General features: G+C 63.3%; 7 protein-coding genes. 4 read left to right on the top strand and 3 right to left on the bottom strand.

What is annotated here, in order from left to right; genetic code table 11:
* Positions 1 to 49 precede the first annotated feature (49 nt).
* Positions 50 to 3340, top strand: a complete 3291-nt coding sequence (locus tag CKV89_RS12565; RefSeq protein WP_051277137.1) for an ATP-dependent DNA helicase — start codon at positions 50 to 52, stop codon at positions 3338 to 3340.
* Complete coding sequence (locus CKV89_RS09505) at positions 3337 to 6702, top strand: ATP-dependent helicase (protein WP_028326466.1); 3366 nt, start codon at positions 3337 to 3339, stop codon at positions 6700 to 6702. Before CKV89_RS12565 ends, CKV89_RS09505 begins: the two co-directional genes overlap by 4 nt.
* An 8-nt stretch (positions 6703 to 6710) precedes the next feature.
* On the opposite strand, the gene CKV89_RS09500 is transcribed toward CKV89_RS09505, so the two are convergent.
* Complete coding sequence (locus CKV89_RS09500) at positions 6711 to 7907, bottom strand: phosphotransferase (protein ID WP_051277135.1); 1197 nt, start codon at positions 7905 to 7907, stop codon at positions 6711 to 6713.
* Between the two features lie 143 nt (positions 7908 to 8050).
* Between CKV89_RS09500 and nudC the strand changes: the two genes are divergently transcribed.
* Together nudC and CKV89_RS09490 are read left to right on the top strand one after the other, a co-directional pair.
* Positions 8051 to 8974 (top strand): NAD(+) diphosphatase, encoded by a 924-nt coding sequence (nudC, locus tag CKV89_RS09495; RefSeq protein WP_157728108.1) that lies wholly within the window; start codon positions 8051 to 8053, stop codon positions 8972 to 8974.
* 99 nt (positions 8975 to 9073) lie between these two features.
* Entirely contained in the window at positions 9074 to 11110 is a 2037-nt protein-coding gene (locus CKV89_RS09490; protein WP_084440928.1) for an ATP-dependent DNA helicase UvrD2, read from the top strand.
* On the opposite strand, the gene CKV89_RS09485 is transcribed toward CKV89_RS09490, so the two are convergent.
* Together CKV89_RS09485 and CKV89_RS09480 are read right to left on the bottom strand one after the other, a co-directional pair.
* A complete protein-coding gene (locus tag CKV89_RS09485) occupies positions 11107 to 11901 on the bottom strand; it encodes a hypothetical protein (protein ID WP_028326464.1) in 795 nt (264 codons plus the stop codon). The genes CKV89_RS09490 and CKV89_RS09485 overlap by 4 nt on opposite strands.
* 112 nt (positions 11902 to 12013) lie before the next feature.
* Entirely contained in the window at positions 12014 to 12847 is an 834-nt protein-coding gene (locus CKV89_RS09480; RefSeq protein WP_028326463.1) for a YwiC-like family protein, read from the bottom strand.
* Positions 12848 to 12863: the final 16 nt, after the last annotated feature.

The following is a 12863-nucleotide window of genomic DNA, read 5'->3' as shown; positions in this document are numbered from 1 at the left end:
GAACGATGATCCAATACGAAAAACACATCCACCATCCACGAGGCACACCGTGAACAAACCCACCCCACCCCCCAACCACGACACCACCCCCGTACGCCTCGTCCGCACCAACGCCACCCACTTCGACGGCTGGCCCCGCCTCATCGAAACCCACCAACTCGACCCCTCACAAACCACAGCCACCACCGCACGCGGACCCCTCATCCACATCTACGGCGCCCCAGGCACAGGAAAAACCACCGTCGCCGTCCACAGCGTCCTACACCGCATCCGCAACAACCACCGCACCCCCACCGAATGCATGCTCCTCACCTCCTCACGCGTCACCGCCACCCACGCCCGACGCGAAGTAACCCGCCTCCTAGGCACCACCACCCAACGCCCCCTCGCCGCCTCCATGCAAGCCTTCGGATTCAGCATCCTCACCCGACTCGCCCACCTCAACAACACCCCACCACCCCGCCTCCTCGACGGAGCCGAACAAGACGTCATCCTCGGTGAACTCCTCACCGGACACACCACCGGACACGCCCCCGCCCCCAACTGGCCCCACGACATCACCGAAGCCCTCACCACCCGCGGATTCCGCGCAGAACTCCGCGACCTCATCATGCGCGCCGTCGAATACGGCATCTCACCCGAAGAACTTGCCAACCTAGGCAACCAACACAACGAACCAGCCTGGACCGCCGCAGCCGACGTACTACGCGAATACGACAACGTCACCGCCCTCTCCCGCCCCGGCGCATACGACCCCTCCTGGATCCTCGGCGCCGCCGCAGGAGCACTCCTAGACAACCCCACCAACATCAACCTCCTCAGCGGCGGCATCCGCACCCTCATCATCGACGACGCACAAGAACTCACCGCCGCCGCAGCCACCCTCCTGAACACCCTCCACCACAACGGCATCGAACTCGTCCTGATCGGCGACCCCGACACCGCCACCCAAACCTTCCGCGGAGCCGACCCCCACCTATTCACCAGCGGCTGGGACGGACTCACACCCACCACCTGCCACACCCTCAACACCCGACACCGCCCCATCCACGCCATCGCCGCCGTCACCACCCACATCACCCAAAACATCGGCGTCACCGGAACCGCCACCCACCGACACGCCACCCCACCACCAGGACCCGAACCCACCACAAACACCCCACCAATCGACATCATCATCGCCAACAACACCAGCGCCGAAGAAGCCCACATCACCGCCCTCCTACGCCGCGAACACCTCCTCAACGGACGCGAATGGTCAGACATGGCCGTCATCGTCCGCGGATCCACCCGCACCGCAGCCCTACGACGCGCCTTCAGCGCCGCCGGCATCCCCACCGACATCGCCGGCGCCCGCCTACCACTACGCGAAGAAACCCCCGTCCGCACACTCCTAGCCATCTACGAAGTCGCCATCCACGCCGCCTGGGCCGCAGCCCACAACCCCACACCCGAAAACCCCACCACCACACCCCAACCCACACCACAACACCTCACCACCGCTGACCTACTCGCCCTCGACGAAACCCTCACCTCCCACCTCCTCCAATCAGACACCGTCACCGCCCGCCGCGCCCGCCGCGCCCTAACCCACCACGAACGCACCAACGGCGGCACCCGCGCAAACCCCGAACTCCTCGCCCACGCCCTCCTCGACCCCACACCACCACCCCCACACCCCGATCTAGCCCCCATCACCCGCCTACGCACCGCACTGCACGCCGCACTCCACGCCATCACCATCACCAACACCAACGGCCGCCCCGCCTGGCACCCCAACACCACCTGCCACACCATCCTCTGGGCAATCTGGAACGCCACCAACGCCGCCCCACTCTGGTGCGACACCGCCCTCAACGGAACCACTGCCTCCGCCCGCGCCGACCGCGACCTCGACGCCGTCGTCGCACTCTTCGCCGCCGCCGACGCCTACACCACCCGACTACCCGGAAGCGGACCACTAAGCTTCCTCGAACATCTCCTCTCCCAAGACGTCGCCGCCGACACCCTCGCCGCCCGAGGACAACGCGGACGCCAAGTCACCCTCACCACCCCCGCAGGAGCCGTAGGCCGCGAATGGGGACTGGTCATCATCGCCGGACTCCAAGAAGGCGTCTGGCCAGACACCCGCCTACGCGGATCCCTCCTGGGCTCCGAACGCCTCGTGGACATCCTCACCAACCGCGGCACCAACATCCACGCCCAACTCATCGACGTACTCCACGACGAAGCCCGCCTCTTCGCCCTAGCCACCAGCCGAGCCCGCCAACGACTCATCATCACCGCCACCTCAAACGAAGACGAACAACCCAGCAATTACTGCGAACTCGTCCGACAAGCCATACCCAACAACCACCCCGACACCCCCACCCAACCCACCCCCACACCCCGAGCAATGTCCATGACCGGACTCGTCGGCGAACTGCGCCGCCGCCTTACCGAAACCACCGACCCCCACCAACGCACCCTCCACGCCCAACGACTCGCCCACCTCGCCCGCCTCGGCGTCCCCGGAGCCCACCCAGACACCTGGTGGCCCGACCAACCCATCAGTACCAACGAACCCGTCCTACCCCCCCAAAGCCGCATCCGCATCTCACCCTCCAAAATCCAGACCTACACCGAATGCCCCCTACGCTGGTTCGCCACCGCCGCAGGCGGCGAAGCCACCACCCCCCAAACCACCTCCGCCCTCGGAACACTCATCCACGACATCGCCGCACGCTACGAAAACGACTACCCCACCATGAGCGCAGAACTCGACAGGCTCTGGCCCCACCTCAACCTGCCCGACGGCTGGACCTCACAACGCCTCCACCAACAGGCACAACACATGATCTCCCGCCTAGCCAACTACCAAAACACCAGCAACAACGACGGATGGCAACCCGTCGCAAAAGAAACCGACATCAACGTACCCATCGGCCGCGCCGACATCCGAGGCCGCATCGACCGCCTCGAACGCAACACCCAAGGCCAACTACGCATCATCGACTTCAAAACCGGCGCCACCAGACCCACCGACGCCGACATCACCCACCACGCCCAACTCGCCACCTACCAAATCGCCCTCGAAGCAGGAGCCCTCAACAAATACGGAACCGGATCAGCCGGCGCCGCCCTCGTCCACATCGGCAAAGCCGGACTCACCAACGCCGCCAAAATCCAAGCCCAACCACCCCTCAACGAAACCGAAGACCCACACTGGGCCCACCAACTCATCGAAGAAACCAGCAACGGCATGGCCAGCAACACCTTCCCCGCACACCCCGGACCCTGGTGCCGCGTCTGCAGCCACCACACCATCTGCCCCACCCGCAATGAAGGAGGCACCCAGTGAAAATCCACTACAGCGCCAACGACATCGCAGACGCCCTAGGCAGACACCACCCCACCCCCGAACAAGCAGCAGTCATCGAACACCCCCTCGAATCCATGCTCATCGTCGCCGGAGCAGGATCAGGAAAAACCGAAACCATGGCCTCCCGCGTCGTCTGGCTCGTCGCCAACGGACTCGTCCCCGCCGAATCCGTTCTAGGCCTCACCTTCACCCGAAAAGCAGCCGGAGAACTCGCCGAACGCATCACCCGCCGCCTCACCGCCGTCCGCGCCGCAGGACTCTGGATCCCATACAACGACCCCAACACCCCCAACGACACCACCACCGACAACGACATCGTCGCTCCCGCCGTCTCCACCTACAACGCCTACGCAGGCCGCCTCGTCAAAGAACACGGACTACGCCTAGGCGTCGAACCCGACGCAGGACTGCTCACTGAAGCCCTCGCCTGGCAACTCGCAGACTCCTGCGTCACCGAATACACCGGCCCCATGGACGCCGTCGAAGCCAGCCCCGCCACCGTCACCGCAGCAATCCTCTCCCTATCAGGACAGCTCGCCGAACACCTCCGCACCCCCCACGATCTCGACACCTTCCTCACCGCAACCATCAGCGACCTCGACAGCATCGAACTGGCCCCCAAAAAACGCAGCCTGCCCACCTCTATACGAAAACTGCGAGCACACTGCGCCGCACAACAACAACTCCTGCCCATCCTCGCCGACTACGTCCGCCGAAAACGCGAACACTCCGTCATCGACTTCGCCGACCAAGTCCAACTCGCAGCCCAACTAGCCATCAACTTCCCCGCAGTCGCCGCCACCGAACGACGCCGCTTCAACATCGTCCTCCTCGACGAATTCCAAGACACCTCCGAAGCCCAAATGCGTCTACTCGAAGCCCTCTTCGCCCGCTCCAGCGAAGAACACCCCCCACCCATCCCCGTCGTCGCCGTAGGCGACCCCCACCAATCTATCTACGGATGGCGTGGAGCAAGCGCAACCACCCTCACCCGATTCCCCGTCCTCTTTGGCACTCATACACAAGGAACAACTACCCCCGCACCCACCCTGCCCCTATCCATCAGCTGGCGAAACGACCAAGCCATCCTCGCCGCAGCTAACACCGTCGCCGCCGAACTCACCCAACACAGCACTGTCCAGGTACACAAACTCCGTCCCAGACCAGCAGCAGGACCAGGCCGCATCCACACAGGCCGCTGGGCCACCGCCGAAGAAGAAGCCACTGGCACCGCCCAATGGATTGCCCGCCACTGGTGGGACACCTCACAACCACACCCCGAGAACGAACCACCCCGATCAGGGCGCACCGCTGCGGTGCTATGCCGCCGCAGAGCACAATTCCCCCTCATCATCGACGCACTTCGCAAAGAAGGACTTCCGGTAGAGGTAGTGGGGCTAGGAGGACTACTCATGGTCCCCGAAATCACCGACCTCGTAGCACTGATCGCCTCCGCGACTGACTCATCGCGATCGGACAAATTCATGCGGCTTCTTGCCGGACCGGTATGCCGACTCGGGGTACGCGATCTCGACGTATTGGCTGCCTGGGCACGACACCGAGACCGTCTTATGCAGGAAACCGTAGATGACCAGGAAACACCCGCCGCAGAAACAGAAACAAAAAATGACGTCCCAGAAGGTATCGACACTCGCCCGGAGCCTTCAGGGCTGATCGAAGCTGTCGAAGATCTTCCAGAACGAGGATGGAAAGACAACCACGGCCGTGAATTGACCTCGACAGCTCGTGCTCGTTTGGAGTGGCTATCACGTGCGCTGAGCCAGGTGAGGGAGGCCTCGTCTCAATCTCTCCCAGAAATGGTGATGACTGCTGAGCGAGTGCTTGGCCTGGAGGTGGAGCTGTTGTCTCGTCCTGGTGCTACTCCAGAATCGGCGCGTGCTCAGCTAGATGCGTTTGCTGAAGTAGTCGCCGGTTTTGCCGCTGGTTCTGCCACAGCAACGCCGCATGCTCTCTTGTCGTACTTGGAGGCTGCCGCTGATCAAGAGCGAGGGCTTGACATGCCTGCGCCAGCATCTACGGGAGCTGTCAATGTGTTGACTGTGCATGCCAGTAAAGGGCTGGAGTGGGATGTGGTGGCTGTTCCTGGTCTTGTGGAGGGCGGGTTTCCTAGTTATCCGAATCCGGCACGGGTTTCGTTTGTTGGTGATCAATGGCAGGTGCAGCCCCCGAAAGATTCAGCGTGGACGAGTGATCTTGGTGCGATTCCGTATCCCTTGCGGGGGGATGCTAATGGGTTGCCGCAGATGGATTTGCGTGGAGTTGATTCGCAAGGTGCGCAGGATGCGTTGTCTGATTTCGCGCTCGCTGGGGGGATACATGCGATGCGTGAGGAAAGAAGGTTGGCATATGTCGCCTATACCCGTGCGGTGGAGGCGTTGCTTGTCTCGACGGCGGTGTGGGAGGGGCATAAGAGTCCGCGGGTGACGAGTCGATTTTTGAGTGAGGTTGCGCAGGGGTCTGTTGTTGAGGAGTGGGTCGATATGCCGCCGGAGGGGGCGGAAAACCCGACGGTGATTGATGAGCAGGTTGTGTGGCCTGTGTCTGCTCCGGTGTCGCGTTCTGTTGAGATGGAGGCGGTGCGTTTGGCGATGAGTGCTGGTGGGGTAGTTGATGGGGTGGATGATTTGTCGATTGAGATGGATGTTTTGGTGGCTGAGTGGTTGGCCGGTAGGGATGGGGTGCGTGAGCAGGTGGCGGTTTTACCTGATCATGTGACGGGTACTGATCTTGTGCGTTTGCGGGTGGATCCGGAGGGGTTTGCTGTTGATTTGCGGCGTCCTATGCCGCGTCCGCCTGCGGTTGCTGCTCGTGCGGGTTCGCAGTTTCATGCGTGGGTGGAGGCGCGGTATCGGTCGCAGGTGTCGTTGTTGGATTGTGTGTCTGAGGGTGGTGTTGGTGATCAGGAGTGGGCTGGTTTTGAGGTGGGTGATGAGGTGGGTGATGTGCAGCGGTGGAAGGAGAATTTTTTGGCGTCGGAGTGGGCTGATCGGCAGCCGTTAGAGGTGGAGTTTTCGGTGGAGACGGTGATTGATGGTTTGCCGGTTCGGGGGCGGATTGATGCGGTGTTTGCGCGGCCGGGGGGTGGTTTTGAGGTTGTGGATTGGAAGACGGGGCGGGCTCCGAGTGCGGCGCAGGTTGAGTCTAGGAGTATGCAGTTGGCGTTGTATCGGTTGGCGTATGCGCAGTTGCGTGGGGTGGATGTGCAGGAGGTGGGGGCGGCTTTTTTCTATGCGGCTGATGGGGTGACGTTGCGTCCTGCGATGCCTTCGCGGGATGAGTTGTCGGCGTGGGTTGCTGGTTTGGGTGGTGGTCGGGGGTGATGGGGGGGTTAGGGGGTGGTGTTGGTGAGTGTGTTGTGGGAGCGGTTGGCGGCGCTTTGGGTGCCGCCGCCGGGGCGGGTGGTGTTTTTGGGGTGGCGTTGTGTGGTGCGGTGTGGGGTGGTTTTGGTGTGGGCGCGTTCTTCGGCGGAGGGGGTGGTGGTGTTTTCGGTGTGGAAGGTGATGTCGGTGGTGGGTGTGCCTGCGGAGTAGAGGTCGGTGATGGGGGTGTGGGGTGTGGGTGGGGTGGGGGTGGGGTTGAAGGGTTCGTGGGGGATGGGTTGGTTGCCGACCTGTTCGTTGAGGTGGGTGAGTGCTTTGGTTGCGTGGGTGAGGGCGTGGTGGTTGTTGAGGCGTTTTGCGGTGAGGAGTTTTCCGAGCAGGCGTAGTTCGTTGAGGAGGGTGGCGCGTCGTCGGATGGCTGGGTCTGGGGGTTCGGTCAGGGTGGTGGCGTAGGCGGTGAAGATGGCTTCGGCTGCGCGGCGGTTGGTGTGGGTCAGGACGGTGGCTAGGTCGGTGGCTGGGTCGCCGATGGTGGCGTTGTCCCAGCTGGTGATGGCGACGATGTGTCCGGTGGAGGCGTCGTGGGGGTCGTTGAAGTCGATGAGGATGTGGTCGGCTTCGAGGTGGCCGTGGGTGGGGCGGGTGGGGAAGCGCCAGAGGGCGATGTCTTCTAGGAGGGGTTCCCAGCGGTTGAGTAGTCCGGTGGGGACGAGGCCGGTGGAGGCGCCGAGGTCGATGTCGCAGATGCGGCGGCGGTGTAGGTCGGTGGCGTCGTAGGTGGGTAGGCCTGCGGTGTCGTAAAGGGTTGGGTTGAGGTTGTGGATGGTGGCGATTGCTTGTCCGAGAGCGGTTGCTAGTCCGGGGCCGGGTGGTAGTAGGTCGAATTTGATGGTGCGGCCTGGGATGAGTGGGTAGAGCATGGCGCGGCGGCCGTCGCGTAGGGAGGCGAAGCCGTGGGGGTGGGGTGTGGCGTAGGGGAGGTGGTGGCGGAGGGTTTCTAGGAGGGGGAGTGATTGGTCTTGGAGGGCTGCGGCGACGGGGTCGGTGGGTAGTCGGATGGCCCAGCGGCGTTGGGTGTTGTCTTCGATGAAGGCGAGGCTGTAGTGATCACCCGGGTGTTCGGTGACGTGTTCGACTCGTGTGGGTCGTGCGTCGGGGAGGGCTGCGTCTGCGAGTGCGGCCAGTGTGAGTGCTGGGTTGATCACGTTCCCACCGTAGCGGCGTTGGCTGGTTGGGGTGGGGGTGGAGTTTCGGAGTGTCTTGTGGCTGAGGGGAGTTGGTTGGGTGGTTGGTGGTCGTAGGGTTTTGGTGTTGTTGGTGTGGTGGGGTGTTTGTGGAGGTGGTTTGTGTGGTTGATGTTTGTGGTGTGAGTGGGTTGGGGCCTGGTGGTGTGGATCGGTGTGTGGGTGACAGGGGTGTGCCGGGGTTGGTGGGTGAGGTGTTGGGTGATGCGGGGACGCGGGTGTTGGAGGTGGTTGATGGGTGTGTGCCGGTGGTGCGGGGTGTTGGTGGTGGTGTGGGGTTGGTGTTTCGTTCGCCGGTGGTTGGGGATGAGGGGCGTGGTGTGTTGTTTGTGGGCAGGGTGGCTGGTGTGGCTGTGGTTGCGGTGTGTGGGGGGTCGGGTGTGTTGGCTGGTGGTGGGGTGTCGTGGTTGGGGGTTCGGGAGGCGGGGGAGTTGGTGGGTGAGGTGGAGCGGGAGGTGTTGTTGACGGCGGTGGCGTTGGTGAATTGGCATGAGAGGTCTGGTTTTTGTTGTCGGTGTGGGGCGCCGACTCGGGTGGTTTCTGCGGGGTGGGTGCGGGTGTGTTCGGTGGAGGGGGTGGAGTTTTTTCCGCGGACGGATCCGGCGGTGATTGTGGCGGTGACGGATGTGCGGGGGCGGTTGTTGTTGGCGAGGAATGTGGGGTGGGAGGTGGGGCGTCGTTCGTTGTTGGCTGGGTTTGTGGATGCGGGGGAGGGGGCTAGTGATGCGGTGGTGCGTGAGGTTGCCGAGGAGGTGGGGGTGCGGGTGCGGGGTGTTGAGTTTGTGGCGGATCAGCCGTGGCCGTTTCCGGGGTCGTTGATGTTGGGTTTTGTGGCTGAGGCGGTGGATGTGGGGTTGTGTTTGGATGCTTCGGAGATTGCGCAGGCGCAGTGGTATTCGCGTGAGGAGTTGCGGGTTGCGGTGGGGTCTGGGGAGGTTCGGTTGCCGGGGCGGTTGTCGATTGCGCGTCGGTTGATTGAGCGTTGGTACGGTGGTCCGCTGGTTGGTGTTGGTGAGGTTTTGGTGTGAGGGGTTGGTGTTGTGGAGTTGTTTTCTGGTGATGCTGAGGGGGTGTTGCGTGGTTTGGATGAGGCGCAGCGGGAGGTGGCTGCGAATCCGTTGGGGCCGATGTGTGTGTTGGCTGGTGCGGGGACGGGTAAGACGCGGGCGATTACGCATCGGATTGCGTATGGGGTGTTGTCGGGGGCGGTGGTGCCACAGCGGTTGTTGGCGGTGACGTTTACTGCGCGGGCGGCGGGGGAGTTGCGTCAGCGGTTGCGTGGGTTGGGTGTTTCGGGGGTGCAGACGAGGACGTTTCATGCGGCGGCGTTGCGGCAGTTGCATTATTTTTGGCCGCGTGCGGTGGGGGGTGCGTTGCCGGATGTGTTGCCGCATAAGGCGTCGTTGGTGGCTGAGGTGGCGCGGCGGTTGAAGTTGCCTTCGGATCGTGCGGTGGTGCGGGATTTGGCTGCGGAGATTGAGTGGTCGAAGGTGGGGATGTTGACGGCGGATACGTATGTGTCGGTGGCTGAGCGGGTGGGGCGGGTGGCTCCGGGGGTGGATCGGGTGATGATGGCTCGGGTGATTGAGGAGTATGAGCAGGTGAAGGCTGCTCGTCGGGTGGTGGATTTTGAGGATGTTTTGTTGTTGATGGTGGGGTTGTTGTTGGAGTATCCGCAGGTTGTGCGGGAGGTGCGGGAGCAGTATCGGCATTTTGTGGTGGATGAGTATCAGGATGTGAATGTGGTTCAGCAGCGTTTGTTGGATTTGTGGGTGGGGGATCGTTCTGATGTGTGTGTGGTGGGGGATCCTGCGCAGACGATTTATTCGTTTACGGGGGCTAGTGCGGAGCACTTGTTGGGGTTTGGGCGTCGTTTTGAGGGTGCTCGGGTGGTGCGGTTGGAGCGGAATTATCGGTCGAGTCCGCAGGTGGTGAATTTGGCGAATGCGATGTTGGAGGGGCAGCGGGGGGTGTTGCGTAGTCCGATTCGGTTGCGGGCTGTGGGGGAGTCTGGGGTGGTGCCGCGGGTGGAGTGTTTTGCTGATGATGAGGCTGAGGCGGTGGGGGTTGCTGAGCGTGTGGTGGGTTTGTTGGGTAGGGGTGTTGCGGCGAGGGATATTGCGATTTTGTTTCGGACGAATAGTCAGTCGGAGGCGTTTGAGCGGGCGTTGGATGGGGTGGGGGTTGCGTATTTGGTGCGTGGGGGTGAGCGGTTTTGGTCGCGGCCTGAGGTGGTGCGGGCGGTGGTGTTGTTGCGTGGTCAGGCGCGTTCGGATGATGGTTCGAAGGCGTTGCCGGATGTGGTGGTGGATGTGTTGGGTGGGGTGGGGTGGTCTCCTGTGGCTCCGTCGGGGCGTGGTGCTCGGCGGGATGAGTGGGAGTCGTTGGCGGCGTTGGTGGAGTTGGCGCGGGGTGTGGTTTCGGTGAGTCCGGGGGCGCGGTTGCGTGATTTGGTGGGGGAGATTGAGGAGCGGATGGCTGCTTCGCATGCGCCGAGTGTGGATGGGGTGACGTTGGCGACGTTGCATGCGACGAAGGGGTTGGAGTGGGAGTACGTGTTTTTGGTGGGGGCTAGTGAGGGGTTTTTGCCGACTGCGATGGCTGAGGGGCAGGAGGCTGTGGAGGAGGAGCGGCGTTTGGCGTATGTGGGTGTTACGCGTGCGCGGCGGGGGTTGATGGTTTCGTGGGCGGCGGCGCGGCATGCGGGTGGGCGTGGTTCGCGGCGGGTGAGTCGGTTTTTTGAGGGTGTGGGTGGTGTGTTGGAGGGTGCTGGTGGGGTGGCGCCGGTTGTTGGTGGTGCTGGTGGGGTGGTGGAGCGTAAGCCGAAGCGGCCTGCGGTGTGTCGTGTGTGTGGTGAGTTGTTGGTGAGTCCGGCGGAGCGGAAGTTGCGTCGGTGTCAGGGGTGTCCTGCGTCGTATGACGAGGGGTTGTTTGAGCGGTTGCAGCAGTGGCGGTCGTTGGTGGCTGCGGCTGGGAGTGTGCCGGCGTATGTGGTTTTTACGGATGCGACGTTGATGGCGATTGCTGAGCGTGAGCCGCGTGATCGTGGTGAGTTGGCGGGTGTCTCGGGTGTGGGGGCGCGGAAGTTGTCGATGTATGCCGATGGGGTGTTGGCGGTGTTGGGGGGTGCTGATCCGCAGGAGGTGGTTAGTGGTGAGGGTTAGGGGGTGTGGGTGGGGCAGTGGGGGTGGATGTTCCAGGTGGTGTGGGAGGCGCTGGCGTCTAGGAGGTTCCATGTCAGGCTGGTGTGGTTTTCGCGGGTGAGGGTGGTTGGGTCGGTGGCGAGGCGTTGGATTGTGGTGGTGAGCCATATGGCTAGGGCGGTGCGGGCGGTTTGGTTGCCGCAGTGGTCGGTGGTGTCCCAGGTGTGTCGGCCGCTGGTTTGGGCTAGTAGGTGTGGCCAGGCGGGGTCTTCGTCGCTGCGGGTGAGGTCGATGCAGTGTAGGCAGGGGCCTTCGGGGGTGATCCAGGGGCCGATGGTGATGGTGCAGCCGTCGAGGGTGACGGGTAGGTGGGGGATGTTGGCTTTGTTCCAGTGGTGGGCGTCGATGTAGGGGACTCCGCCGATGTCGGTGAGGATGGCTAGGTCGATGTGTGGGTGGGGCCGTTCGGGGTGGGGTTCGCTGATGAGGTGGTGGCCGTTGTTGTGCAGGGTGGTGCGTAGGCCGGTGGCGAGGTCGTTGTGTCCGGTGACGCAGATGTTTAGGGGGGTGGTGTTGGTGGTGTGGGTGAGGTTGGCGTCGGTGAGGAGTTGGTTGAGTTGGGGTGCGCGGGCGGGGATGTCGCGTTGGGTGAGGGTGGTGTTGCTGTCTGTTTCGAGGGCGCGGAGGTAGTGGATTTCGCTGGGGTTGAGGCCGTCGATGACGATGCCGTGGGAGGGGCTGTGTCCGATGTGGAGGCAGCCTGGTCCGCGGTCGAGGACGCGGACGGTGGGGGCTAGGCGTGGGTGGTTCATGGGGTGTCTCCGTGTGTGGTGGGGTGTGTTGTTTTGACTGTGCCGCTGGGGCGGGGGTTGGGGGTTGTTGTTCACACGGAGGGTGGGGTTGTGGATGAAGCGGGTGGGTTGGTTACCAGAGGACGGTGGTGGTGATGGTGAGTAGGGCGCTGGCGGCGAGTTCGCCTAGGCCTGCGTGGGCTGGGCGGATTTTGTGTCCGGCTAGGGCGGTGGCGCGGATGGTTAGGAGGAGGAAGATGATGGTGGCGGTGAGGGTTCCGCGGGAGGTGAGGCCGGGTATTCGGAGGATGTCGATGCCGGTGGGGCCTAGGAGGAGTGCGGTGGCTAGGAGGGTGGTGCAGGTGGCGTGGTAGGTGATGGAGGCGATGTGGTGGGGTCGGGAGGTGCGTTCTCGGATGATGGTTTTGATGTAGAGGGCGGTGCCGGTGAAGTAGGCGATGAGCAGGATGGTGGCGGTGGCCATTTTGGCGCGGCCGACGCCGATGGTGCCGGTGGGGGTGAATCCGGCCATGTAGACGATGTAGCCGAAGAGGCAGGCGGTGGTGATGGTGGTGATGTCGTTGAGGAGCCATCGTTCGTGGTGGTTTAGGGTGCACCAGGTGGTGATGGCGGTGAGGGGGATGAAGAGGATGGTGTAGTGGGCTAGGTCGGGTCGGGTGATCAGGGTGGTGAGGGCCAGGGTGGTGGTCAGGGTGGTGTATGTGAGTAGTGGTGGTAGGTGGCGGGGGTTGTGGCGTGTGGTGGTCCAGGTGGAGAAGGCGTTGTAGGTGAGGTAGGCGGTGAAGCAGAAGGCGATGAGGGGTAGTTGGGTGGGGTGGCCGTGGGAGCGGATGACGCCGACGGTGATGGGGACGGTGAGGATGGCCCAGGCGCCGTGTTGGCGTGGGATCCAGGCGGTGGAGCGACGGCGGGGGCGCTTGGGGGTGTGGGCGCGTGCCGTGCTCACGTTTCCTCCTGGTGGT

This window comes from Dermatophilus congolensis, assembly GCF_900187045.1.
GTDB classification, from domain to species: Bacteria; Actinomycetota; Actinomycetes; order Actinomycetales; family Dermatophilaceae; genus Dermatophilus; species Dermatophilus congolensis.
The sequence above is the reverse complement of the archived record's forward strand: the minus strand, read 5'-3'. Positions and strand labels throughout refer to the sequence as shown.

What these genes read in the sequence shown, in the direction of transcription:
- CKV89_RS09485 (WP_028326464.1), bottom strand. Translation starts at nt 11,901, where the DNA reads ATGAACCACCCACGCCTAGCCCCCACCGTCCGCGTCCTCGACCGCGGA.
- CKV89_RS09490 (WP_084440928.1), top strand. Translation starts at nt 9,074, where the DNA reads ATGTGTGTGTTGGCTGGTGCGGGGACGGGTAAGACGCGGGCGATTACG.